The organism is Rhodococcus sp. NPDC060176 (assembly GCF_042728675.1).
Taxonomy (GTDB): domain Bacteria; phylum Actinomycetota; class Actinomycetes; order Mycobacteriales; family Mycobacteriaceae; genus Rhodococcus_F.
The window spans coordinates 140,470-163,825 of the sequence record NZ_JBHWYS010000001.1; the positions used below are offsets into that span (position 1 = coordinate 140,470).

23 protein-coding genes are annotated in these 23,356 nt (G+C 61.8%); 10 read left to right on the forward strand and 13 right to left on the reverse strand.

Annotated features, from left to right (window positions below):
• Nucleotides 1-14: 14 nt before the first annotated feature.
• Nucleotides 15-1,154, reverse strand: a complete 1,140-nt coding sequence (locus ACFWEM_RS00645; RefSeq protein ID WP_378530175.1) for a glutathione-independent formaldehyde dehydrogenase — start codon at nucleotides 1,152-1,154, stop codon at nucleotides 15-17.
• Between the two features lie 350 nt (nucleotides 1,155-1,504).
• On the opposite strand from ACFWEM_RS00645, the gene ACFWEM_RS00650 reads away from it, so the two are divergent.
• The gene (locus tag ACFWEM_RS00650; RefSeq protein ID WP_020971354.1) at nucleotides 1,505-1,801 is read left to right on the forward strand and encodes a putative quinol monooxygenase; all 297 of its coding nucleotides are present in this window, start codon (nucleotides 1,505-1,507) and stop codon (nucleotides 1,799-1,801) included.
• Nucleotides 1,802-1,965: 164 nt separating this feature from the next.
• Here ACFWEM_RS00650 and ACFWEM_RS00655 read toward each other — a convergent pair whose 3' ends face one another.
• Both ACFWEM_RS00655 and ACFWEM_RS00660 read right to left on the reverse strand, forming a co-directional pair.
• Entirely contained in the window at nucleotides 1,966-2,118 is a 153-nt protein-coding gene (locus ACFWEM_RS00655) for a hypothetical protein (protein WP_378530177.1), read from the reverse strand.
• A gap of 807 nt (nucleotides 2,119-2,925) precedes the next feature.
• Nucleotides 2,926-4,044, reverse strand: a complete 1,119-nt coding sequence (locus ACFWEM_RS00660; protein ID WP_378530179.1) for a lipase family protein — start codon at nucleotides 4,042-4,044, stop codon at nucleotides 2,926-2,928.
• A gap of 209 nt (nucleotides 4,045-4,253) precedes the next feature.
• On the opposite strand from ACFWEM_RS00660, the gene ACFWEM_RS00665 reads away from it, so the two are divergent.
• On the forward strand, nucleotides 4,254-4,397 hold the full coding sequence (locus tag ACFWEM_RS00665) for a hypothetical protein (RefSeq protein WP_378530181.1): 144 nt from the start codon (nucleotides 4,254-4,256) through the stop codon (nucleotides 4,395-4,397).
• Nucleotides 4,398-4,597: 200 nt separating this feature from the next.
• Here ACFWEM_RS00665 and ACFWEM_RS00670 read toward each other — a convergent pair whose 3' ends face one another.
• Both ACFWEM_RS00670 and ACFWEM_RS00675 read right to left on the reverse strand, forming a co-directional pair.
• Nucleotides 4,598-5,848 (reverse strand): MFS transporter, encoded by a 1,251-nt coding sequence (locus tag ACFWEM_RS00670; protein WP_378530183.1) that lies wholly within the window; start codon nucleotides 5,846-5,848, stop codon nucleotides 4,598-4,600.
• A gap of 12 nt (nucleotides 5,849-5,860) precedes the next feature.
• On the reverse strand, nucleotides 5,861-7,210 hold the full coding sequence (locus ACFWEM_RS00675; protein WP_378530185.1) for an NAD(P)-binding domain-containing protein: 1,350 nt from the start codon (nucleotides 7,208-7,210) through the stop codon (nucleotides 5,861-5,863).
• A 97-nt stretch (nucleotides 7,211-7,307) separates the two neighbouring features.
• On the opposite strand from ACFWEM_RS00675, the gene ACFWEM_RS00680 reads away from it, so the two are divergent.
• The 4 genes from ACFWEM_RS00680 (at nucleotide 7,308) to ACFWEM_RS00695 (ending at nucleotide 10,263) form a co-directional block, all read left to right on the forward strand.
• Nucleotides 7,308-8,192, forward strand: a complete 885-nt coding sequence (locus ACFWEM_RS00680; protein WP_378530187.1) for a helix-turn-helix domain-containing GNAT family N-acetyltransferase — start codon at nucleotides 7,308-7,310, stop codon at nucleotides 8,190-8,192.
• Nucleotides 8,193-8,302: 110 nt separating this feature from the next.
• Entirely contained in the window at nucleotides 8,303-8,689 is a 387-nt protein-coding gene (locus ACFWEM_RS00685) for an ArsR/SmtB family transcription factor (protein ID WP_378530189.1), read from the forward strand.
• Complete coding sequence (gene arsB, locus ACFWEM_RS00690) at nucleotides 8,686-9,783, forward strand: ACR3 family arsenite efflux transporter (RefSeq protein ID WP_378530191.1); 1,098 nt, start codon at nucleotides 8,686-8,688, stop codon at nucleotides 9,781-9,783. Before ACFWEM_RS00685 ends, arsB begins: the two co-directional genes overlap by 4 nt.
• Nucleotides 9,784-9,852: 69 nt before the next feature.
• Nucleotides 9,853-10,263, forward strand: a complete 411-nt coding sequence (locus ACFWEM_RS00695; RefSeq protein ID WP_378530193.1) for a low molecular weight phosphatase family protein — start codon at nucleotides 9,853-9,855, stop codon at nucleotides 10,261-10,263.
• 496 nt (nucleotides 10,264-10,759) lie between these two features.
• Here ACFWEM_RS00695 and ACFWEM_RS00700 read toward each other — a convergent pair whose 3' ends face one another.
• A complete protein-coding gene (locus tag ACFWEM_RS00700) occupies nucleotides 10,760-11,380 on the reverse strand; it encodes a TetR/AcrR family transcriptional regulator (protein ID WP_378530194.1) in 621 nt (206 codons plus the stop codon).
• A gap of 134 nt (nucleotides 11,381-11,514) precedes the next feature.
• Between ACFWEM_RS00700 and ACFWEM_RS00705 the strand changes: the two genes are divergently transcribed.
• A complete protein-coding gene (locus ACFWEM_RS00705; RefSeq protein ID WP_378530196.1) occupies nucleotides 11,515-12,375 on the forward strand; it encodes a haloalkane dehalogenase in 861 nt (286 codons plus the stop codon).
• Nucleotides 12,376-12,695: 320 nt separating this feature from the next.
• Here ACFWEM_RS00705 and ACFWEM_RS00710 read toward each other — a convergent pair whose 3' ends face one another.
• From ACFWEM_RS00710 to ACFWEM_RS00740, 7 genes are all read right to left on the reverse strand, one after another.
• Nucleotides 12,696-13,133 (reverse strand): hypothetical protein, encoded by a 438-nt coding sequence (locus ACFWEM_RS00710; protein WP_378530198.1) that lies wholly within the window; start codon nucleotides 13,131-13,133, stop codon nucleotides 12,696-12,698.
• An 853-nt stretch (nucleotides 13,134-13,986) separates the two neighbouring features.
• On the reverse strand, nucleotides 13,987-14,970 hold the full coding sequence (locus tag ACFWEM_RS00715) for an NAD(P)H-dependent flavin oxidoreductase (protein WP_378530200.1): 984 nt from the start codon (nucleotides 14,968-14,970) through the stop codon (nucleotides 13,987-13,989).
• 80 nt (nucleotides 14,971-15,050) lie between these two features.
• Entirely contained in the window at nucleotides 15,051-16,187 is a 1,137-nt protein-coding gene (locus ACFWEM_RS00720; RefSeq protein WP_378530202.1) for a CaiB/BaiF CoA transferase family protein, read from the reverse strand.
• Complete coding sequence (locus tag ACFWEM_RS00725; protein WP_378530204.1) at nucleotides 16,184-17,281, reverse strand: hypothetical protein; 1,098 nt, start codon at nucleotides 17,279-17,281, stop codon at nucleotides 16,184-16,186. Before ACFWEM_RS00725 ends, ACFWEM_RS00720 begins: the two co-directional genes overlap by 4 nt.
• A 48-nt stretch (nucleotides 17,282-17,329) precedes the next feature.
• Complete coding sequence (locus ACFWEM_RS00730; protein WP_378530206.1) at nucleotides 17,330-18,286, reverse strand: ABC transporter substrate-binding protein; 957 nt, start codon at nucleotides 18,284-18,286, stop codon at nucleotides 17,330-17,332.
• Between the two features lie 90 nt (nucleotides 18,287-18,376).
• Entirely contained in the window at nucleotides 18,377-19,150 is a 774-nt protein-coding gene (locus ACFWEM_RS00735; RefSeq protein ID WP_378530208.1) for an ABC transporter ATP-binding protein, read from the reverse strand.
• Nucleotides 19,151-19,161: 11 nt separating this feature from the next.
• On the reverse strand, nucleotides 19,162-20,034 hold the full coding sequence (locus tag ACFWEM_RS00740; RefSeq protein WP_378530210.1) for an ABC transporter permease: 873 nt from the start codon (nucleotides 20,032-20,034) through the stop codon (nucleotides 19,162-19,164).
• 235 nt (nucleotides 20,035-20,269) lie between these two features.
• Here ACFWEM_RS00740 and ACFWEM_RS00745 point away from each other — a divergent pair, with 235 nt between their 5' ends.
• The 3 genes from ACFWEM_RS00745 to ACFWEM_RS00755 all read left to right on the forward strand — a co-directional run bounded on the left by ACFWEM_RS00745 (nucleotide 20,270) and on the right by ACFWEM_RS00755 (nucleotide 23,286).
• Complete coding sequence (locus ACFWEM_RS00745; RefSeq protein WP_378530212.1) at nucleotides 20,270-21,160, forward strand: LysR family transcriptional regulator; 891 nt, start codon at nucleotides 20,270-20,272, stop codon at nucleotides 21,158-21,160.
• Nucleotides 21,157-22,077, forward strand: a complete 921-nt coding sequence (locus ACFWEM_RS00750) for a LysR family transcriptional regulator (RefSeq protein WP_378530214.1) — start codon at nucleotides 21,157-21,159, stop codon at nucleotides 22,075-22,077. Before ACFWEM_RS00745 ends, ACFWEM_RS00750 begins: the two co-directional genes overlap by 4 nt.
• A gap of 348 nt (nucleotides 22,078-22,425) precedes the next feature.
• Nucleotides 22,426-23,286, forward strand: a complete 861-nt coding sequence (locus ACFWEM_RS00755; protein ID WP_378530216.1) for an alpha/beta hydrolase family protein — start codon at nucleotides 22,426-22,428, stop codon at nucleotides 23,284-23,286.
• Nucleotides 23,287-23,356: the final 70 nt, after the last annotated feature.

Consider the following 23,356-nt stretch of genomic DNA (forward strand, 5'->3'; position numbering starts at 1 on the left):
CGGTTCTGGCCGTGTCAGGGATGCAGGACGACTTTGGTCCAGCCGTCGTCGCGGGCGTCGAAGTGCTGGTAGCCGGATGCGGCTTCGGCGAGCGGGAGTTCGTGGGAGATGATCCAGGAGGGCTTTGCCCGGTCTTCGTGGATGAGGTCGCGCAGTTGCCGGTTGTAGTGTTTGACGTTCGCTTGTCCGGTGCCGATCTTCTGGCCCTTGAACCAGAATTTGCCCATGTCGAAGGCGATCTTGCCGTTGCGCTCGAGTTCGTCGGGGCCGTTCTGGTCCTGGGGAAGGAAGATGCCGACCACCCCGATGTGGCCGGTGAAGCGCACCGAATCCACGAGCCGGTTCATCGTCATGGCGGCGTCCTCGTGGCCTTGCGGGTCGTGTGCCTGATAGCCGACGCACTCGCACCCCTTGTCTGCGCCTTTCCCGTTGGTCTGCTCGAGGACCTGCTCGACGGGGTCGCCCTTCGAGTCGTCGATGGGGACGACGCCGATCTCTTCGGCCAGGCGTAGCCGGTCGGGGTGACGGTCGACGATCATCACCTTGCTCGCTCCCTGGATCATCGCTGAATACGCGGCCATCAAACCGACTGGGCCAGCGCCGTAGACCACCATCGAATCGCCGGGTTGCATGTCGGCCAGGCGGGTGCAATGCCATCCGGTCGGGAAGATGTCCGACAGCATCACGTAGTCGGTTTCCTTGTCCTGGGCATCCTCGGGCAGTCGCAGACAGTTGAAGTCGCCGAACGGCACTCGCAGATATTCCGCCTGTCCGCCCCAGAACGGACCCATCCCCGCGAAACCGAATGCAGCGCCGGCCATCTTCGGATCTGGGTGCACCGTCAGGCAGAATGCGGTCAACCCTTCCTCGCAGTTTCGGCAGAAGCCGCAGCCGATGTTGAACGGCAAGCACACTCGATCCCCTGGCGATACTTTGACCACTGCATTGCCGACTTCGGCGACGATGCCCAAGTTTTCGTGACCGAGGACCATTCCGGGCTCCAGATCGGTGCGGCCTTCGTACATGTGTAGATCCGACCCGCAGATGTTGGTGCTCGTGATCTTCACCAGCACATCTGTCGGATTCTCGATCCGCGCATCGGGCACGTCCTTGACGTGGACCTCTCGAGGCCCGTCGTATACAAGCGCTTTCATCGCGGCACTCCCTTGTCTTGTAGCTGCGGCTTTCCGGTTGATCTCGTCGGCCGCAGGCGTCCACGCGTGAGCGACCGACCGAATGAATCGTGCTGTTCGGGGAAGGTCCACGGCGCGCGGAAGTGAAGACCGCACCAAAATGTCGGCGCACCAACATTTTTCCTGCCATCGACGCAACTGCGGCTGCATCCAGGCATCGCATTCCCTCACCATGGAGTCTCCTCCTTCGGCTCCACGATCGCTAGGGGGTTGGGATCGGTTTCCTCGAACGGTGGGTTTGGGTACCTTCCATTAACCGATGGATGGTGTGATGCTTGACAGTGTTCACCACCTCGAAGAGGAGATCCGATATGGCCACCAAGGCGCTGCTGGTCCGACTTGAAGCGAAGCCCGGCAAGGAAGAAGCGGTCGAGGAATTTCTCCGATCGGCACTGCCGCTCGTCGAGCAGGAGCCCGGCACGAAACCCTGGTTCGCGGTGCGGTTCGGGCCCTCGTCGTTCGGCATCATCGACGCATTCCCGGACCAAGCTGCCCGCGAGACACATCTCAATGGTCCGGTCGGCAAGGCCCTCGGCGAACGCGCCGACGAACTCTTCGCTGCGCCGCCCGAAATCAGCTACCTCGACGTTCTCGCTGAAAAAGTCTGAACCACCGACTGGAAAATGTCTTGTCGATGCGGTCGCTTTCGGTTGTGAATACAGTTGTGCCACAGCAATACCCGAATCACGGGAGCTTTGCCGTCGAGCGCGGCTGTGGCGTACTGTCCGTCGCTCGCTTCCACCCAGGTATCGGTAGATCGCGAGCAGGGCACTCAGTCGAGCCAACTCGCTACACGTGAACTGACGATCCACCCGGCGATCGGTCCGGCCAGGATGAGACCACTTGCGATCGAGTACGTCATCATCCCGGCGGCGAAACCGATGAGTTCGACCTGCCGCGGTTTGTCCGTGTTCTTGTTGGACAACTCGACCCGCTAAGTGAAGGGGTGGTTTTCGGGTGGCTGTTTCAGGTTTGAAAAGCGGTGATGCCGCGTCCCCGTGTGGTTGGCGTCGGAGCGGTGTGAGCCCCGATTTCCGTGGGCTGAATATTGTTGCAGTCGTTACTTGTTCGTCGTTTGATGCGATCTCGTTGTGTGCCGTTTGGTCGGTTGCCGACCATGTCATGTTGCCGTTGTTGCAAAGCGCCAGTAGGTGTTTCGTGGCATCAACGGCGGCTGAGGTTGGAAACGACATGGACGATCTCCGCTGGCAAAGTATGTAGGGGTGGTTGGTGCCCCTAAGAGCGCTCGGAATGCTCGTGGGAAGTCGCGGCCACACCTGTTGCCGCAGAACCATGGCGATAGGTCACCTGTCGGGTCGGTGCCTGGTGTTGGAAAGGTTCGAACCTAGTCAACAGTTTCCATCGGCAGTCACTCCCTGTCGTCGACGCCCTGGGAATCTTGACACCCCATGCCTCGTTCGTAGCTCCGTTGCTAACGGTTTCATCCCGTCGAGTCCAGGGAGAGGGGCAGTGTTGACCGACTGCTGGTGGATTGTTCTCAGCTGTCGAAAAAGGCCATCTTTGCCCGGAATTTCAGCGCCGACTGTCGCGTAATTTTTCGAAAGTCGCAGGTTGATCTGACAAATAGATCCGGAATCTACATGTGCCTGGAGACTCCGGATTCAAATGACAGATTCCGGACCTACGCCCTGCGCATCGCCTTGTCGCGGCGACGCACAGCGGAGTTGCCCTACGAGCGCTTCGCGCCGCAGCCGAATTTCGATGGTCCTGTCTACGGCTCGAATAGGTTCCGGGCGAAGGCGAGGCTTTCGGGGAGCGCTGCCCGCATCGTCTCGATATGCCCCGTCGGAAATGTGCGGAATGTAACTGGCTGGCGGTTGGCGGCGAGTTCGGCCGCGAGTTTCAGTGCCAGCGGCGCCGGCACCATCTCGTCCGTCAGCCCCTGCCCGAGGAAGACGGGCCGGTCATACCCGGTCGTCGGGATCTCCAGCATGCCGCGAGCAGCAGCCAGCACCGCGGGATCGTCGAGCGGGCGGTTCACCAGATCGCCGATCGCTGTGTCGCCGAGGTCCGATGCCATGTCCTGGTAGCAGTTGGTTTCGGCTCTGGCCAGGGCATCCGTGCCGCGCGGTGTCAGGTAACGATCGATGTCGAGATCGGGTCGCGCCGCCCGGAGTCCGGCCAAGAGGTACGAGACGAACACGGTACTGCCGGTCAATGGCAAGCGGGGAAAGTCCGGCCCCACGAGTGGTGCAAGGTTCTCCAGGTTGGACGGCGCCCCGGTCGCGACCGCGCCCCGGTAGTCCAGTTCGGGTGCGTACCGTGTCGCGATCGCTGCCGTGACCATCGCGGCCTGACCGCCCTGAGACTGTCCGAGTGCCACCCACCGCGGTGAGAGCGACGGTTCCACCGCACGCGCGGCGCGCACCATGTCGATCACGCTGTGCGCCGCCGAGGGTCCGTCCAGGTATGCGTGGATTCCCGCCGTGCCGAGCCCCACGTAGTCCGTCGCGACGATCGCGTAGCCCTGCGAGAGCCAGTTCGTGAGGTATGGACTGCCGACGGTCCCGGTCACGGTGGGAGCGCACTGGTCGGAAATACCTACAGTGCCGTGAGCCCACGAGATGACCGGCCAACCGCCGTCGGGTGGATGGCCGGGGGGCAGGAAGAGCGCGCCTGTACTCAACGCGGGCCGGCCCAGCGGTCCCGTAGACCAATAGGTGAGTTTTGATGCGTTGGCGGCGCCGGGGATCCAGAAGGGTTGTGGCAGGGGATCTGCCGCGGTCACTGTACCCGGCGACGGCACCTGCGCCTGGGCGGGTGCGGTCGAGACGGCCGCGGAGGCGAGTGCGATCACCATCAAGGCTTGGCTGAGTCGTCGTCGGATCATTGCACCGCTCCCGGGGTTCGTCCGCGTGTACGCACTTCCATTCTGCGCGAACCGGAGGTGCAGGTATATCGGTTCGACCATCTTCGGTTGCCGTTCCTCGTTCGAGGGGACAGTTGATTATTCGAGACGCTCACGGGCGCAGCGGAGTTCGCGCTTCATTGCCATGGTAGTGGGGGTGGATCCGTGGGCTTGAGAGAGTAGCCGGGGGAGTGGTCGCAGCGCCGACGTGGCTGGTGGTTGTCGCGATGATCCCGATCCTACTGGCCCTGCTGACGATGCTGGCACTACCGAGACAGCTCATTCAGTCGTTCATCGACGGCGCTTTTGAAAATGTTGAACTTTCTGATCGCTGAGCAGTTTGGCGGGTTGCCGATCACACGCTGTTGCCGCGAGCAGGCACGGAGCCTGCGCCAACGTGCTAGGAGAGGCGATCAATGTTTCGTTGCTTCAACGACGGCTGAAGTAGGGCGTGACGTAAGCGATGCCAGGCTGGTGAAATGTGAGGCAGGGTGGCCCGCCCTTCGGCCGCTCGGCATATTTGCCGCCTTCGCGACTACATCCGTTGTCGCCGAACCGAGACGATAGTCCCAGCACTTCGGAGGGTGGGAATGGTTGCTGCGCTGATCACGGCGCCGACGAGAGCGATTGTTCCGAGGACGAGGTAGGCGTGGGCGTAGCTCCCGGTCCAGGTGGAGAGCACGGTGCCGGCCCACGGAGCCAGGGCCATGACGATGACGATCGGTGCGGACATGAGCCCGTTGAGGCGCCCGTAGTGTTCGAAGCCCCAGCGGTCGGTGACGGCGGTGGCTTGAATCAGGGTGAAGATGCCGCGGACCAATCCGGCGCCGATGGCGATGCTGATCAACGCCGCCGCCGAGTTCGCCAGACCTAACCACGCGGTGCTCAGGGCGGCAATGACGATGACCGATACCGTGCGCACGCGGACACTGGTTTTCGCTGCGAGTGGTAGGTAGAAGACGCGACCGATGACCTGGCCGGCGCCGCCCAATCCGAGAGTGAGTGCGGCGAGGCTGGGACTGAAACCGCGTTCGATCAACAAGGGTACGAGGTTGAAGACGCCGGCGGATGCGGCGAAGGCGGCTGCAGCGAGGGCGACGATCAGAGCAAGAAATGCAAGGCTGCAGGAGGTGCGGTGGTAGTCGCCGGGCTGCGCGTGGGGTAGTCGGATCGGGTCGGGCCACCCGCCACGCAAACCCCAGAGGTGTCCGGGGATGGTGATCACAGCCAGTATGGCCGCGAGGACCAGGTAGGTTGTGCGCCAATCGAAACGATCGGCCAGAGCGACAGACAGTGGTGCGAAGACGGTACTGGCCAGCCCCGCGGCAAGAGTGAGAATCATCAACGCTTTGACGTAGTTGTCGCCGTACCAGCGGGTCAGGGCCGCGAACGCCGGCGGATACAGCACCGCGCCCATCGCGATACCGGCAATCATCCACCCTGCGAAGAAGATCGGGAGGGTATGAGCTGTTGCGATAACCACCAGTGCGGGTACCGCGAGCACGGAACCTGCTGTCATCACCCATCTCGGGCCGCGGCGATCGAGGATCCGCCCGACCGGAATGCCGACCACCGCGGCGACGAGCTGACTGACGGAGAACGCCGCCACAATTACGGTGCTCGACCACCCGGTGTCACGGGAAATCGCTACCGACAGAACAGGAAACGCGTAGTACAGGATTCCCCAGCTGGTGATCTCGGTCAGGCACAACGCCACCAGGACCCGCCGCAGCCCCGACGGATCGACGCTGACAGGGCGCTGCGGCGGATCCTCGATGGTCGTCATCAGCTCAGCGCTTTATCCGCAGGAGTTGGAACTGGCGGCACCGGACAGAGAGATCAGCTGCGGAGTGGGAGCGGCGCAGCAACCGCCTTCGGCTTCCGCGGTCTCGGATTCGTCGAAAACGCCTGCACCACCGCAGACTCCGGTCTCGGGGAGGATCAACTCCACCCGCGCAGCGGCTTCGTGGTCACCGGCCAGTTCGGCGGCGATGCTGCGAACCTGCTCGTAGCCGGTCATGGCCAGGAACGTCGGCGCGCGGCCGTAGCTCTTCATCCCGGCGAGGTACACGCCGGGCTCGGGGTGACGAAGTTCTTTTGCGCCGTGCGGATACACCGTGCCGCAGGAGTGGATGTTCGGGTCGATTAACGGAGCGAGTTGCGCCGGCGCCTGCAGTACCGGGTCGAGGTCGAGGCGGATTTCCGAGAGCCAGGACAGGTTGGGACGGAAGCCGGTCAGCGCGACGACGTTGTCGATGTTCTCGATCCGGGCATCGGCGTCGGAGACAAGTGCAATCTGTCCGGTTGAGGCTGGCTCCACGGCCGCGGTGCGGAAACCGGTGACGACGGTGAGAAGCCCGTCGTCGACGGCCTTCTTCGCACGCAGTCCGAGGGCGCCGCGAGCGGGTAGCTCGTCGGATTCGCCGCCGCCGAACGCGGAACCGACGCTCCCGCGGCGAACAGCCCACGTGATCCGGGTACCGGGGGCATCTTCCTCGAGACCGGCCAACGCGACGATCGCGGTCAATGCGGAATGGCCGCTGCCTGCGATGACAGTGTGCTTGCCGGCGAACTGGGCACGCACTGCCGCGTCGTCGAGATCAGGCACACGGTAGGCGATCGTGGCTGCGGCAGCCCTCTCGCCGAGAGCGGGCAGTCCTTCCCCGCCGAGCGGGTTCGGGGTGCCCCAGGTGCCGGAGGCATCGACGACGGCCTGAGCGAAGACGCGGTCCTCGCTGCCGTCGCCGCGGCGCAGGTGGATGGAGAGAGGTTCGGCATCGCGGCCGGCGTCGACGACCAGGTCGCGGCCACGTCGGGCGACACCGACCACCTCGGTGTCGAATTGCACGGCATCACCGAGGGCTGCGGCGAGGGGTTCGAGGTAGAGCTGTCGCCACTGCTGTCCGGTCGGATATGCATCTCCGTCGGGAGCGCTCCACTCGGTCTGCTCAAGGAGGAGGCGGGCAGCTGGATCGACCAGCTCTGACCAGCGGGAGAAGAGCCGGACATGATTCCATTCGGCGATCGCCGCACCGGCGACGGCACCTCGCTCGAACACCAGCGGCGTGAGTCCTCGTTCGCGCAGTTGCGCGGCGGCGGCGAGACCGATCGGTCCGGCTCCGATCACGACAACGGGTAGTTCGGTCATCACTATTTCCTTTCATCGACAACAATCGATCTTTAATCGACTGTATCGATATCGATCGATGAAGGCAACCATCGACGAAGATCGATATAGTGTGTGCATGACATCGCTGCAGACCCCGACAGTGCGCGTCGGCGATTCGGATCAAGGCTGGATCGACTCGAACGTGCTCGAGCAAGCTGACGCCGACACTTACGCACAGTGGTTCGCGTGCCTGGCCGAACCGATGCGGGTGCGGCTGCTGCACCGCGTCGCGAGCGCTGCCGGCGGGATCACGATCGGGGCTCTCGCCGAGGCGTTGGGGATCGGGCAGCCCACGGTCTCCCACCATGTGCGCAAGCTCGCCGACGTGGGATTCGTCAGCCTGCGCAAAGAGAGGACCAGCACCGTTGTCGCGATGAATCCGACGTGCTGCGTCGCTTTGCCGCAGGCCGCCGATATCGTGATGGGAGTTCTCGCGCCGCGGCCGTGCTGCCCGAGCGATCTTCCCGGCGACGTCGCCGTCCGGGTCATGTCCGATGACGACTGGGACGCCGTTCTGCGGATCTACGGCGAAGGAATCGCCACGCGCAACGCCACTTTCACGACCGAAGTCCCCAGCCGGGAGTACCTCGATGCGCTATGGCTGCCGAACCATCGCTGGGTCGCCACCATCGACGATGTCGTCGTCGGCTGGGCGGCCCTGAGTCCGGTGTCCGGGCGGGACTGCTACCGCGGAGTCGCCGAAAACTCCGTCTACGTCGCCGACGGGATGCGCGGGCGAGGGATCGGAAAAGCGTTGCTACGCAAGCAAGTCATGGCAGCCGACGCAGACGGACTCTGGACGCTGCAGACATCGATCTTCCCCGAAAATCGTGCCTCGGTCTCACTGCATCACTCGGCAGGTTTCCGCACCATCGGGATCCGGGAAAAGATCGCCCAACTCGACGGGATCTGGCGCGACACGGTCCTGCTCGAACGGCGATCAGCGGCTGGCCCCACCTGAGTTTCCCTGACGGCGGTAGTGCTCACTACGGCATCCGAGTGCGGTCAACGTGTGCTGGAAGTACGCATCTTACTGTTGCGGGTTGATTCGAAAACTGTCAATATCGAAGCATGTCGAATCAAGACTTATCGGATTCCGGTGCCTGCTGCTCCCCGCTCGTACGTGAGCCGTTGACCGAGGATTGGGCCGGCGACCTGTCTCGGATGTTCAAAGCCCTCGGCGATCCGGTTCGCCTCCGCCTGCTCAGCTTGGTGGCAAGTCACGAGGGCGGTGAAGCCTGCGTCTGCGACATCTCGGATACGTTCGACCTGTCCCAGCCGACGATCTCGCATCATCTCAAGGTGCTGCGACAGGCCGGACTTCTCGACTGTGAACGTCGCGGCACCTGGGTGTATTACTGGGTGATTCCTGCTGCACTGCAGCAGCTCTCGGCCGTGCTCCTGGTCGAAGGCTCCACCGTGACCGCAGCGGACGCGTGCGCGGAGGTCACCGCATGAGCAACACCGCTGCCGCCACCGAACACCCCGCAGTCGTCGGAAAACTCTCCACCCTCGACCGCTATCTGGCGGTCTGGATCGGCGTGGCCATGGTCGCCGGCCTGCTGGTTGGACGCTGGATCCCCGGCGTGAACACTGCCCTGGACAAGGTGCAGATCGACGGCATCTCGTTACCGATCGCCCTCGGCCTGCTCATCATGATGTACCCGGTCCTGGCGAAAGTTCGCTACGACCGCCTCGACACGGTCACCGGGGACAAGAAACTCCTCGCGGGCTCCCTGTTCCTGAACTGGGTTCTCGGCCCGGCGCTGATGTTCGCCCTCGCCTGGCTGTTCCTGCCCGACCTGCCGGAATACCGAACCGGTTTGATCATCGTCGGTCTCGCTCGCTGCATCGCGATGGTGATCATCTGGAATGACCTGGCCTGCGGAGACCGCGAAGCCGCCGCCGTTCTGGTCGCCATCAACTCGGTGTTCCAGGTGATCATGTTCGCCGCGCTCGGTTGGTTTTACCTCTCGGTCCTGCCGGGGTGGCTCGGCCTCGAACAGACCACTATCGATACCTCGCCCTGGCAGATTGCGAAATCGGTCCTGATCTTCCTCGGTATCCCGCTGCTGGCAGGTTTCCTGTCCCGCTTCTTCGGCGAACGCGCAAAGGGCCGCGACTGGTACGACAACAAGTTCATCCCCAGGATCAGCCCGTGGGCGCTCTACGGTCTGCTGTTCACCATCGTCGTGCTCTTCTCGATGCAGGGCGAACAGATCACCTCCCAGCCCTGGGATGTCGTTCGGATCGCGTTGCCGCTGCTGGCGTACTTTGCACTCATGTGGGGTGGTGGCTACATCCTCGGCGCCACAATCGGATTGGGCTACGAACGCACCACGACCCTCGCATTCACGGCTGCGGGCAACAACTTCGAACTCGCGATCGCCGTCGCCATCGCCACCTACGGAGCCACCTCGGGGCAAGCGTTGGCGGGTGTTGTCGGCCCGCTGATCGAGGTACCGGTGCTCGTCGGCCTGGTGTACGTCTCCCTTGCTCTACGCAAACGCTTTGCAGTCAAAGAGATTTCACCCGCGCCCACCGCTACGTAAGTCCACGGCCACGATCGGCAAGCCCAGTCGGCGCACCCTGACTTCCCAGACTCGACGAAAGGAACCTCGATGAGCAAACCTTCAGTGCTGTTCGTGTGCGTCAAGAACGGCGGCAAATCCCAGATGGCTGCCGGTCTCATGCGCAAAGCCGCCGGCGACAACGTGGACGTCTATTCCGCCGGCACCAAACCCGGCGACGCGGTCAACGCGCTGTCCGCCGAAACACTCCTCGAAGTCGGGGTGGACATCACCGGTCAGACTCCGACATTGGTTGACCCGCAACTCGTGCGCGATGTCGACCTCGTCGTCACACTGGGCAACGAAGCAAAGGTCGAACCCATCCCCGGCACCGACTTCGAGAACTGGGACACGGACGAGCCGTCCGAACGCGGCATCGACGGAATCGAACGAATGCGCCTGGTCCGCGACGACATTGCTGCCCGCGTCGACGCTCTCGCCGAGCGTCTGGCGACCCGCTGACGCCGGATCGACAGAACCGGCACCATAAGCATCGTCGAAGTATTCGAACCCGCATAGTGCTGCAACGCCGGCGTCTGCGGCGACGATGTCGACCAGGCATTGAACACCTTCAGAGCCGACCTCGACCGGCTAGCGAGCAACGGCGACGCGATCGCCCTGCACCGCGGATTGAAGACGCTCGGAGTTCAAGGGATCAAGGGCTGTGGTTTTCTGCCGCCACTTTGGTGGTTGGTTGCGAAAAGGCCATCTTCGTCGGGAGATTCGGTGACGAATGGTGCGGTGACCCGCAAAAACCGCAGGCCAATCGGACAAGCAAGTCCAGAACCTACAACCCTCTGCTGTCGGCGTAATGCTAAGTGAGGAAACATAACTCCAAGTTCGTGGGTCCTGATATCGTCCTCGTACGAATTCGGATCGCTGAGCTCCGGCGGTCGGGTACTAGTCCATGGTCGAAAATCGACGGCGGGTTGGTTTTTGAGCAGCTCGACTGAGTCGGTCAGATCTCACGACTCGCCTGTGAAGAGGCTACACCCCGCAGATAGGCGGTAAGGATGGATTCTGGGGATGTGTTGTCCTGGATGATCGTTCGCTGAAATACCAGGATGTCCGCGAGGGAGATCAATTCTTCGATCCGTTTGTTGGAATTGGGAAGACCTGCTCTGTCGAGAAGCGTCGCCGTCACTTCTCGGGTTATGGCGTGGACCTCGGATTGTGTCGTCAGCTTTCCTCGAAGAAGAGGTTCGTCCTCGAGTTCGAGAACGAGGGCGTAACGCGCTTTCATGTCATCGCGGCGGGCCGAGAGTGTCTCGACAAGTTCGGCGATTACGCCACCTAGATCGGCGACGCTCAGTTTGCGCTCACCGTGTACCGATGCATTTAGAAAGGCTGCAGCTTGCTTGGCATCGGCTATCGCGCGTTCTGCGAGCGTTTTGACGATGAGTTCGAGTAGGGCGAGCCGGGTTCTTGCATGGTGTGAGGTCGCACCTTGTGGGATTCCGGCTTCTTTGTCGACCACCCGGTGAGTGAGTGCGCGAACTCCGTCTCGGGCAATGACGCGAATGGCGCTGTTGGCGATCAGCTCTCGGCGTTCATGACTTCCGGTTGCTTGTGTAGACACAACTCGATGCTACAGGTGTAGCGTATCAAACACAGCTCTGCTACAGGTGTAGCGAAGATGGTGGGCGAGGAATTCGAACACGCGTTGGGTATATCGCGCGACGTGAAGATATAGGTCGGATAAGGAGGCACCGCATGATGGTCGATTTCGTTCCTGACAAGACTGTGTACCCGTTCGAGTCACGCTGGTTCGACTCGTCTGGCGGTCGAGTTCACTACATCGACGAGGGGGTGGGCCCGCCGATTCTGTTCTGCCACGGATCCCCCACGTGGAGTTTCCTCTACCGCAAGATCGTCGCTGGACTGCGAGTCCGGTACCGGTGCATTGCGGTGGACTACCTGGGTTTCGGGTTGTCCGAGCGGCCGGAGAATTTCGGATACAGAATTGCCGGGCACACGACGGTCCTAGGCGAACTGATCGACCATCTTCAGTTGGACGGCTTTGTCTTGATGGGACAGGACTGGGGTGGACCTATCGGACTGGGCGCGGCAACCGAGCGAGCAGATCGAATCAGAGGACTCGTGTTGGGGAACACGGCGTTCTGGCCGATAGAACCACTGGCAAATCGAGCATTCAGCCTGATCATGGGTAGCCGACACATGCAACGTCGCATACTCGAGCAGAATCTCCTTGTGGAGCGTTTTCTGCTCGGAGAGCTTGGCCGCACGCTCACCGAGACGGAGGCAAACCACTACCGCATGGTGCAACCTACAGTGGAAGCGCGGCGTGGACTCGCGGTCATGCCTAAGGAAATCCGTGCCGCACGAACACAGTTGGTCCAACTCGCCCAGGACGTGCCCGCGCTATTGGGGAAAAAACCGGCTCTTGCAGTGTGGGGGATGCGGGACATGGTGTTCCGTCCGAAAGCGTGCATCCCGCGGATACACGAGGCGTTCACCGACCTTGCCGTCGTCGAGTTACCTCATGCACGGCATTTCATCCAGGAACACGCACCCGGTGAAATCATCTCGGCCATCGCGAATCGATTCCCGTGAGTTGTGACGGTTGCAGGCTGCCGCTGAACTCAGAGTTCAGCTCTCGGCCACCGAACATATGACCACTACGTTGGCTACGATCGAGCTGCACAACGGCGAGGAACCGATTCGGCCGGTGGCATGAGCGGGCTGGGGTGAGTGTCATGTTCAGGCAGGGTGGACATCGCGCCGCACTGGAAGTCCGTTCCATTCGGTGAGCGGGGCGGACGGCCGCCACCAATCGAGATCGGAGTGAACGCGACCGCGCGGTCGGTCGAGGTGGCGGAAGATATTGGCGGAGAAAGCCATTGATGGTTTCGTTGCCGCCGCTATGCCCCTCGTCAGGCAGGCGTAGACGGCGCGTGATCGTCGAACTCATCGCTCTTGACGGCATGCTTGGCGCGAAGGGCCTCGAGTTTGGCAGACTTGGCCGCGGCCATGCGTTCGCGGGTGGCGGCGGTACGAGCAGGAGCCGGTGTCGGGGCGGGGTCGACGAGGTGGGCGTCGATGTCGGGAGAGGACGCCCCGGGAGGCGCGGGGACCTCGACGGTGCGCATCGCTTGGCCCAGCAAGATGAACGGGAGGATGAAGACCCAGAGGAAGATTCGGTACTCGCCACTGTGGAGGAACACAGCCAGGTAGATGCCGTAGCTCAGGAACGCGGTGCCGATGAGACCGTTGACAACGCGGCGGCCGGGGTGCAGTTCGGAGGTCACCAGCGCCAAGACGATCACGCCGATTCCGCTGACGAACAGCGCCGTCACATAGAAGCCGAACACGTATTTCTCCCGTCACGAGCAGATAGAAAACGATAATCAGCCTAGATCACGGGCGCCGGTACCCCTAACATTTCGATAATCTTCGCTGCATCTCGACAGTACAAATGCAGGGTGAGCCACCCTCAACTTCTGAAGGTTGGAGCTGCGTGCCAAAAGGCTGTCCTGCCCACGCTGATGTCTTGCGATCGAATACGACCGCAAGACATCGGCATAGTTGAGGGGTCTGGTTCGGTCGGGGTGGTTCGTAGCTGGCGATCTTACGGAGGCGATCGATATTCGCCAGCACGTGGTGGTGCAGCGACGTGCCAGGAGGTGTGAGTTCGCGCGGCCCGCGGCTGATATCTCGTGTGAAGGCATCGGTTCAGAGCTCTTTGGCAAGGTAGGTGAATTCGGTTGGATCGGACCCGAACATCGCGGCAGTGTCGCGATCGAACTTGTAGTGGGCGCTGCCGGCGAATTCGCAGAGTCGTAGTGCTGCAATCTTTTCGCCGGCGAGTGGGAGATGGCGCCTGTTGCTTCCGTCAGTAGTGCGGTTTCGGGCTTTCGTCCACTGCCGGCAAAGTTGACTACGTTTGATTGTCAAAAAGTATACTAACGTGCCTGGTGTTCGCGTTTTTGAGCTGATTGAACGACTCCTTCCCGTGCTTTCCTCGTATTGGTGTCAATGATCGTCCGGATACACCCGAAACGAGCGAGCGGCGCTGACAAGCCGCGAGGCGATCCGGAAGAGCTCACCGTAATCGCACGACGCATCGAGGACGAGGTATCGGCGACATGCGGGTCGACGAGCGAAACGGCAGGGAGCATGCGCGAAGAACTGGCCGGCTGTCGCGCTCAGCGGGTTCGGACGTAGTCAGGCGCTGACAGGATCCAGGAGACTGCCAAGCCGACCTGCGATAAGAGCTTCGGACTCTGTGACAATCCGCTCCACTAATGCACCCACGGTGGGGATGTCGTGAATCAATCCTTGTACGGTCCCAGCCGTCCAGATGCCCACCTCCGGGTCGCCGCTGTCAAACACCTCTCGGCCTCGCGCACCGGCCACAAGATGTCGAACGTCTTCGAATTTGCCACCGTTGGAGAGAATTTCGACAACTTCCCCGCTGATGCTGTTGCGCGCTACGCGAGCGGTATTGCGCAGCGACCTGAAAATCAATTCGGTGTCGACCTCGGAGGCGGCGACTATCGCATCCTTGATGTTGCGGTGAATCGGAGACTCCTCGGTACACATGAACCGAGTGCCCATGTTGATGCCGTCGGCGCCGAGCGCGAGGGCAGCCACCAATCCTCGCGCATCGGCAAATCCACCGGACGCGATCATGGGAATGCTGATGCGCTCAGCTGCTGCAGCGATGAGTACGAGACCCGGTACGTCGTCTTCTCCTGGATGTCCGGCGCATTCGAACCCGTCGATGCTGATGCCGTCGACGCCGAGGGTCTGGGCTTTAACCGCGTGTCGGACGCTGGTGCACTTATGGAGAACCTTGATGCCTGCACCGTGAAAGTGTGGCAGATGGGGTGCGGGAGACGAGCCGGCCGTCTCGACGACTGTCACTCCGCAGTCGATGATCACGTTCCGGTACTCGTCGTAGGGCGGGGGCGTGATCGTGGGGAGGATTGTGAGATTGACTCCGAACGGTTGGTCGGTGAGCTCGCGCGTTCGGGATATTTCGCGGGCAAGATCGTCAGGTGTTGGCTGTGTCAGAGCAGTGAGCATGCCAAGCGCGCCGGCGTTTGCAACTGCCGCTACGAGTTCTGCTCTCCCCACCCATTGCATGCCGCCCTGCACGATGGGATGGCGAACTCCGAACGTCTCGGTAAATGCGGTGGTCAGCACAGGACATCTCCTCGATGGTGCATGGATATCGGTTTGTCAGTTACGTTGGTGCCAAATCAATTTCGGCCCACACGCCGCATTCAAGGCGTCGACGATGCCCACTCGTTCAAGGCCGGAACCTGCGAAAGTTCAGTTCGTGCCATCGGAGGTTCGGCGCGATAGGGCGTGGCAGGCGTCAAGTATTGCTCGCCACGTTCGTTGGTGCCGGGGATGAAGGTACGGTTGGCAACCACATCGTCGGCGCAGATCACCTGGTCGTAGTCACGCACAAGTGCGGCAACCACTCCGGCCGCAGTAAGATGCTCTACTGCTTCCGCGGCGCTACGGTGGCACAGCTGCTTCTCGATCGTGGCGACGAGGTCAACACGGTTTTCCACGCGCAGCGCGTTGGTGGTAAACCTCGGGTCGTCGGCCAACTCGGGTAGGTCGATCGTCTTGCACAGTTCGATCCATGCGCGCGGTTGGTATCCGCTGATCACCAGATCGCCGTCGACGGCACGAAAGACGTCTGCCGCGGGTGCGACACTTGGTTGTCCGTTCCCTTTGCGACTCATAGGCTTTCCCGATACCTGCCACTCGATCCAGTTGGCGGTCTGCAAGTGGATTGCGACGTCGAGCAGCGAAACTCTGACGGAGGATCCCTTGCCGGTGCGCTCACGTCGCAGTAGCGCTGCCAGCACCGCTTGAGCGACGACGTAGCTCGTTGCATGATCTATGACCGGTGCGCCCACGCGTTGCGGTGGGCCGTCAGCCTCGCCCGTCACCGACATCAGTCCACTCTCCGCTTGCGCGGCGATGTCGAGCCCGGCGCGGGTCGCGGACGGGCCTTCCGCCCCGTACCCGCTCACCGAGACGCTGATGATTTCTGGTCGCAGGCGTTGGAGTTCGGCTGAGGAGAATCCCAATCGATCAAGGGTTCCCGGGCGCAGATTGTGCAGCAAGATGTCGCTCGACGCGATCAGGTCCCGAGCTCGCTGCAGATCGGCGGAGTCCTTGAGATCGAGGCAGATTGAACGCTTTCCTCGGTTGTACCCGTAGAAGATGCCACGCGCGTAGGCGGCGTCGATTTGTCGGGCTGGTTCACCGCCTGGAGGCTCGAGCTTGATGACCTCGGCGCCGAGGTCGGACAACTGCTGCCCGGCGCTGGGTATTGCGATCAGCTGACCGATCTCCACTACCCGGACACCTGCCAACGGCAGGTCTATTTCGTCGGTCATCGAATGATCTCCACATGAGGCGAAGTGACATCCTCAGCAGGCTCCAGGCAGCGCGCCAACAGAATTCCTTCGGTGTGGTTGCAGGGGTTCAGTCGGTTTCTGTCGCCTTCTGCTCCCCCGATTCGGATCGTCACGGTTCCGTCGTCATTGCGCTCGAAGTGTGCGTCGTTGAGGTTGACGGTATGGTCGCGGTACTCGAAGGACTCGAACCAGTGGTTGTACAGCATCACTCCGAAGTAGGTGCAGTCCGGGATGGTGAATGTAATGTCGACGGCAGTAGCGTCTTTCAGTGACCACCAGCCGGCAACGTACTGGTTGGAGCTGGTGCCGTAGAAGTCTCCCCAACCTCGTTGCTCCGAGGTCACGCGAATCTCGTTGGGCGACTGACTGAGTGTTTCGATGAGCTGAAGACTGCGTCGGAGGCTGACGTCCATACCCCGGGCAAGTTTCGTGAGACGTTGGACCAGCCATGCCGTATCGAGATCGGGGCGTGCACCAGGCGGCGGGCCGAGGCGCTCGATGTGGAGCACGGGATCGATCTCCGCGCTCCGCGTCTTGTGGTACACACGAACCACTACGTCGAAGCAGCGCTCGTCCAGCCGAATGCCGTTGCGCCCCTCCAGCTCTTGTGCGACGAAGATCTCGAAGTTGCCGTCCGCGTCGCACACCTTGTCGTCGATGACGATGTTGTCGGCGACCCTGTCGGTCCCAGACGCGCCCACACGATTGGCAAGGACGGCGACGTAGGGCACTGTGCCACGGTTACCGTGAATTCGATACGTCTCTTTGGGGTCGATCATCGCAGTCCAGTAGTCGACGTCGATGCCGTCTCCCCAGAACTTTCGCATCGGTGACATCAGAGTGAAGAGTTCAGGTCGGAGCACGTCTTGGCGTTCGATATTCATCTCGGCGAGGTAGCCGAACAGGCGAAGTGCGTGCCGCACACCTTCGGCGCTGTCCAGCGGCGATCCGGTGGCGGCAGCTGTCGAACCAAATGTGGCAAGGCTGTCGGTGACCGTGGACCAAGCCTCTGTGAGCTGCCGGCGATCGTGCTGAGACTCGGATTGGGTTGCCTGGTCGGCGAGTTCTGTCATCGTTTCTTCTCTTTCGGTAGTTGTCGAACTGGTGTGTATGGCGTTCGGTCAGCAGAGGGGGTCGAAAGGTACGTCTGCGTCGGTCTTGCCCGAGGTCTGGTTGTTCACCCATGTGACGTTCTGTGTCCATCGGTGGGGTGAAATTTCGACCGGCCAGAGGTTCTTCTGAGAAGCCCACACCCCGGTGGCTTTGTCGGCAGGAACATTCATTCGCTCGGTGAGAAGTTCAGCTCCTGCTTGCTCGTTCGCGGGGTCGGCAATCCACCCTGCGGCGGCTTTGAGCGCAGCACACACGGGGGCGGCGGCACCGGATTCAGCGAATGTGGCGGTCGTGACGAGCACGGTGCCCAAGCCGTATGAGCTCACGCCGTCAGAGTCCACTGGGTCTACTTCTGTAATCGGTGTCATCGGTATTCCTTGAGCATCGAATACGGCTTGACTGGCAGCGGTGAGAACGGCGGCATCGATGTCGCCCTTTCGTGCGAGTGGTATCTGACTCGCTGTCGGTGCCGCTGCGATGAATTGCACCGTGGAGGCATCGATGTTTCTCTCTGCGAGAAGCTGATTGACGAATTGCTCGGCCGCACCGCCACGTGACGGTATGGCGATCCGCTTACCGGGTAAGTCGTCGACGGTGGTGATGCCGCTGTCTTTCGTTACGGCGATGGCAAGATCGATCGACCCGAAGGGGGACAGCGGACGCAGTCTCTGCCCTTGCTCTATGGCCGGCACGACGGTGCCGGGTGCACCGACTGCGAGGTCGGTCGTACCGCCGATGAGACCGCTGATGAGCTCGGGCCCGTTCTTTCCGTCGATGAGTTCGACGTTGAGGCCTTCCTTGTCGAACATTCCTTGTTGGGCGGCGACGTAGACAGGCAGGGACAGTGCGCTCGCGGGGTAGACCCCGATGGCGACGCTACCGTCGTTCGCGCGACCTCCCCCTCCGCATGCGGAGAGCAGTAGGGCCGCTGCTATGACTGTGCCGACGAAAGGTCGAAGTTTCATGGATTTCCTGCTCCTTGATGGCTGGGCGCATCAATAGTCGAGCTGAGTTGGCTGGGCGCATCAGTAGTCGAGCTGAGTTGGCCGGGCATATCAGTGGTCGAGCTGACCGCGCAGCCGGTTGAAGATTTCGATGTATCGAGGTTCGGCGGTGAGGGTTTCGAGTTCGCGGGGACGTTCGATGTCAATGGAGACGTCGTCGATCACTCGGCCGGCCCCGAGCAGGAGAACGCGGTCGGACAGGCAGATGGCCTCACCGAGGTCGTGGGTTACGAAGATGACCGTCCGGCCGACCTCTGACTGCCAAAGCTCGAGGAATTCGCGCTGTACTTCGACGCGGGTTTGCGCATCGAGGGCGGCAAACGGCTCGTCCATCAACAAGATGTCCGGATCCAGAGCCCACGTCCGGGCCAACGCGACACGCTGGCGCATCCCTTGGGACAGCTGCCAAGTCCACAGCTGTGAGGCCTCGGACATTTGAACGGCAGCAAGCCAGCGCGCTGATTGAGTTCGTCTCTCCGCCTTGGGCACTCCCCTCAATTCGAGACCGTACTCCACGTTCTTCCGCGCTGTTCGCCACGGGAACAGGGCATCGCGGGCCATCATGAAGCCCATCCGGGAGCGAGCCTCGAATGGTGTTGTGCCGAGGACCTCGGTCTTGCCTTCCGTCGCGTCCACCAATCCAGCGAGCGCGTTGAGCAGAGTGGTCTTTCCGCAACCGCTCCTGCCGACCAAGCTCACGAACTGTCCGCGAGGGATGGTGAGGTCGAGATTGTCGACCACTGTCTTCGCCGACCCGTCGGGCGAGGGGAAGGATATCGTCAGTCCGTCGAGTTGGACGGCGGGTGTAATCACGTTGGTATCCATGATGATTCCTGTCATCGTCGAGTCGGGGGCTGCCACCGAAGGAGGTAGCGCTCAGCGAAATTCATGACCTGGTTGAGGACGACTGCGACGATTGCGAGAAGGATCAGGATCGCGTAAACGGCTTCCATTCGGAACTGGGCCGAGTAGATCGACACAAGCTGGCCCAGCCCGTCCCGCGAAGAGATCAGTTCCGAACCCACCACGCCGAGTAGCGAGTAGATCAGCCCCAATCGAAGACCGGCAAAAATGCCGGGGGTCGCGACGGGGAGAAGAATGTGCCAAAACACCTGCGTCTTACTGGCATTCAGGACAGTGGAAAGTCGGAGCCACTCGTCGTCGACCGACTTCACACCGGCTCGTGCGCTCGAACACACGATGAAGAAGACAAGTGTGAATGCGAGAGCGACCTTCGCCGTCATCGTGATCCCGAAAATGACGATAAGCAGAGGCGCCAGCGCAAGACGTGGCATGGCATTCGCAGCATCCAAGAACGGACTCATGATGCGTTCGAGGGTCGGGAGCAGGCCGAGCGAGAGTCCTACCGCCACGCCGACGGCACTCGCAAGGATCCAGGCGATCACGACTGCAGTCATCGTGGCGCGCAAGTTGGACGAGATCTCACCCGAATTCACCGCTGCGGTGAAGTAGCTCCACGCTTCTCCTGGCGTTTTGGCCAGAACCGGCTCGATCCAACCTCGTGATGCGACCAGCTGCCACGCTCCGAGTAAGACCAAAAGCAACGCGAACTGGGCCAGTCGCACCACGATGGTGAGTCGAGTGCCCGTGCGACGCTGTCGAGCGGGCTTCGGCTCAGAGCGTTCCCGCCCCGCAGCGTTGGGTGACATAGTGCCGGATGACGCACTCGTGGAGATGGTTTCGGTCATTTCCGTGCCACCTCCCGAGTGCTCACAGGCGGCGATGGGTGCTCGACAAAAGCAGACGTATGCGTCTCGTCGAATCTCCCCGGGTTGTTGCTCACTGCGTTCATATGTGAAGCAGATCACGCGATTATTCTTCCCGTCTACGCCACATTTGAGAGGTATGCCATAGGGTTTCCCTATGGCTTGCCGGCGCGGAACCGAGCGAGCACGCAGACTTCTACAGAGACGGGAGCCCCCAATGGACCGACGTCACCTGGAATACTTTCTCGCCCTTGCTGATCGCGGCAGCATTTCGGCTGCTGCTCGCGGACTTGGAGTGAGCCAGCCGACCATCTCGGAGGCTTTGGTCAGAATGGAGAACGATTGCGGGCTGACGCTCGTCCGGCGCGGCTCGCGGGGAGTCACTTTGACCGACGCCGGACGTGCCCTCACTGGTCCGGCGGCCCAAGTGCTTCGGGCGTATCGGGATCTGGATCACGCTTTACATCCATCGAACGTGGTGGAGCGTGGGCGGCTGACGGTCGTGTGCCCGCGGACATTGGCGCGTGATCCAGCGGCCACAGCCCTGGGCGCGTTCAAAAGTAAGTTTCCGAATGTTGCGGTGACGATGCTCAGCAACGACACCGACGGAATCGGAATGGTGGTCGCCTCGGGTCAGGCTGACGTAGGCATCGGGGTGGACGAGGTGTTCGACGAAGGTGTTGAACGTATCCTTCTCGGCCGGCAACGAATCGTGGCGCTGGTGCCGGCTGCCCGAAGTACAGGCGAGGGAGTAGCTGAGTTGACGGATCTGTTGCGCGTCGGCTTGATCACCAGTCCGCGTGGTGATGTGACTCGGCGACTACTGGCAGAACGCCTCGGCGAGGGCACCGTGGACGAAGCGGTGGTTGCGGAGACAATCTCTGCGGCCTCGATGATCCCACTAGTACGCGCGGGAGTCGGAGTCGCATTCCTTCCCGAATCCGTCGCCGATACAGTCGGCGAAGGCGTGGTGCTGTGTCGTACTCGGCCCCCGCTCAGTCGAGATGTGTGGATGCTTCACGGTTCGACGCCATCGCCTGCGGCACAAGCGTTTATCGAGACGACTACTCGCTTACGTGACGAGGGCGGACTGGGGAATGCCGAATGAGCAACTTCGGAGAGTCTCCGGCGCCACGAATCGATCCGCGGCAACTTCAGGACTTCCTTGCGGTCGTCGAACACGGCAGTATCACGGCGGCAGCGGCGTACCGATTCGCAGGAACATCGAGCGTCTCTCAATCAATTGCGCGACTCGAAAGGCGCGTCGGGGGAAAGCTTTTCAACCGCGGTCGGGCAGGGGCGACGCTGACTGCGCGCGGACGGAATTTCATCGATCCAGCACGCGATGCGCTGGCCGCGCTCGACAGACTGGTGGTTGAGAGCGAGTTTGCGCTGTCGGCATTCCCCCACCTCGGTGTCGCCACGACAGCGAGCCTTGCGGACGATCCCACCGCGGTACTGCTCGGAGCGCTGCGTACAAAGGTGCCGAACCTGAGAATCACCATCTCAGATCCGCCTGGGTCATCGGTGGCCGATGCGATTCACCCGGTCATGGCCGGCACAGCTGACGTGGCAATAATGGAGTCGCCGCCTGCCGGTGTCCCGGGGACGCGAATGGTGCGCCTGCCGGACCACCACTTGCGGCTCGTCTGCCCGCCTGGCACTCGAGCCCCGGCTGACGGGGTATTCATCGGCGAAGACCTCATGCGTATCGGTCTGGTCGTCGCACCGCGGTTCGAGACATCCGACGTCTATCGCCACTTGCGTTCGATCGAACCGCGGATCGACCACGCCTTCGTGATGAGGTCACAGCACCGCGATGCGTTCGCGGATTTCGCGTTCGAAGGGATCGGTGCTGTCATCCTCGAACTCGCCAGTGCTGAGCGCGCATCCGAACGCGGTTGCACTGTGGGTGAGATATTCGAACTGCCACCGCGCAAGATCGCAGCCGTAGCAAGGGAAGGCCAGAACACCCAGATCGTCGAACATTTCTTGCGGCTGTGCGCCGAGCAATCCAAGCCCTAGGCTGAGGCGATCTCGACCTGGGACTCCGGGCATTCGCGGCGACCGGTGGGTCCCGTCGAGAACGATGATTTGTCAACACATACAACACTTCTCGGATTATTGGTTTCTCCGAACAAAGCAGACGGTTCGCCTTCCGGTGAATATGTAATACGCGTCACTTCGCGGTCGACAATTCGACCGCGCGGAGTCCGCCCGCCGATCGCAGGAGGTGTCTCGAGCGATTTCTGATCGAACCCTCTGCACGGCAACCTGTTACGGGGCGTCCGGCCCTGGTTCGGGGACATTTCCATGAACTGCCGCGACGTTCATACTCCGAGGATTTGACGCAACTTCGAAAGGTGGACCTTCGTGCGAAAATCTTTGAAACTGTTCGCGAATGCTGCAGCGACGGTTGCGCTGTGCGCGACACTCGGACTGACTGGCGCGACCGGAACGGCGGCGGCGGATACGCCCGGTATTCCGAGCGTCGGGCACAACTGGGCGAGCGCAGGGCCGTACACGCCGAGTGTCTCGATCGGGCTGGTGCACACTCTGTACTACCCCCGTCAGCTCGGCGCGCGCGGTGAGAAGCACCCGGTTGTGATCTGGGGGAACGGAACCGGTGTGCTTCCCGGTGCGTATACCTCCTTGTTGCGCCACTACGCGAGCCACGGATTCATCGTGGTCGCTGCCAACACCCCGGCGAGCAACTTCGCCATCACCATGCGGTCGGGAATCGACCTCATCGCAGACAAAGCTGCCACCCCGTCGAGCGTCTTCTTCGGCAAAGTCGACCTGGAACACATTGGTGCGGTGGGGCACTCGCAAGGCGGGTCTGCAGCGATCAATGCCGCGATCGACGAACGCATCGACACCGCCGTCGCGATCCAGCCGGGCCCGCTCAATGATGTCGACCTCATCGACGAGCCGGTTCTCTATCTCGCCGGTCAGGCCGACGCAATCGTTTGGCCGGCGATCGTGCGGGCGATGTACGAGGATGCCGACCACGTGCCCGCCGAGTATCTGGAACTACGGGGCGCCACGCACTTCGGTACCGCGATCACCGGTGGCGATATGCGCGGACCGAGTACGGCGTGGCTGCGGTACTGGCTACTCGACGATCCGAACGCCCGCACCGAATTCTTCGGAGCGAGCTGCGGATACTGCACCGACACCCAGCAGTTCTCGGACTTCGACCGCAACGATCTGGCCCTACAGATTCCGGGCTGACCGTAACGGCGCCGTACTGCGTCGCTATGATAGCCGTCACAGGGGGATGGAACTGGGCGCCGAGTTACAC

Coding starts and splice junctions, on each gene's coding strand:
- ACFWEM_RS00720 (WP_378530202.1), bottom strand. CDS start 16,187: ATGACCGACGAAATAGACCTGCCGTTGGCAGGTGTCCGGGTAGTGGAG.
- arsB (WP_378530191.1), top strand. CDS start 8,686: ATGAGCAACACCGCTGCCGCCACCGAACACCCCGCAGTCGTCGGAAAA.
- ACFWEM_RS00670 (WP_378530183.1), bottom strand. CDS start 5,848: ATGACGACCATCGAGGATCCGCCGCAGCGCCCTGTCAGCGTCGATCCG.
- ACFWEM_RS00680 (WP_378530187.1), top strand. CDS start 7,308: ATGACATCGCTGCAGACCCCGACAGTGCGCGTCGGCGATTCGGATCAA.
- ACFWEM_RS00675 (WP_378530185.1), bottom strand. CDS start 7,210: ATGACCGAACTACCCGTTGTCGTGATCGGAGCCGGACCGATCGGTCTC.
- ACFWEM_RS00695 (WP_378530193.1), top strand. CDS start 9,853: ATGAGCAAACCTTCAGTGCTGTTCGTGTGCGTCAAGAACGGCGGCAAA.
- ACFWEM_RS00645 (WP_378530175.1), bottom strand. CDS start 1,154: ATGAAAGCGCTTGTATACGACGGGCCTCGAGAGGTCCACGTCAAGGAC.
- ACFWEM_RS00750 (WP_378530214.1), top strand. CDS start 21,157: ATGAGCAACTTCGGAGAGTCTCCGGCGCCACGAATCGATCCGCGGCAA.
- ACFWEM_RS00740 (WP_378530210.1), bottom strand. CDS start 20,034: ATGACCGAAACCATCTCCACGAGTGCGTCATCCGGCACTATGTCACCC.
- ACFWEM_RS00735 (WP_378530208.1), bottom strand. CDS start 19,150: ATGGATACCAACGTGATTACACCCGCCGTCCAACTCGACGGACTGACG.
- ACFWEM_RS00650 (WP_020971354.1), top strand. CDS start 1,505: ATGGCCACCAAGGCGCTGCTGGTCCGACTTGAAGCGAAGCCCGGCAAG.
- ACFWEM_RS00685 (WP_378530189.1), top strand. CDS start 8,303: ATGTCGAATCAAGACTTATCGGATTCCGGTGCCTGCTGCTCCCCGCTC.
- ACFWEM_RS00725 (WP_378530204.1), bottom strand. CDS start 17,281: ATGACAGAACTCGCCGACCAGGCAACCCAATCCGAGTCTCAGCACGAT.
- ACFWEM_RS00660 (WP_378530179.1), bottom strand. CDS start 4,044: ATGATCCGACGACGACTCAGCCAAGCCTTGATGGTGATCGCACTCGCC.
- ACFWEM_RS00705 (WP_378530196.1), top strand. CDS start 11,515: ATGATGGTCGATTTCGTTCCTGACAAGACTGTGTACCCGTTCGAGTCA.
- ACFWEM_RS00745 (WP_378530212.1), top strand. CDS start 20,270: ATGGACCGACGTCACCTGGAATACTTTCTCGCCCTTGCTGATCGCGGC.
- ACFWEM_RS00730 (WP_378530206.1), bottom strand. CDS start 18,286: ATGAAACTTCGACCTTTCGTCGGCACAGTCATAGCAGCGGCCCTACTG.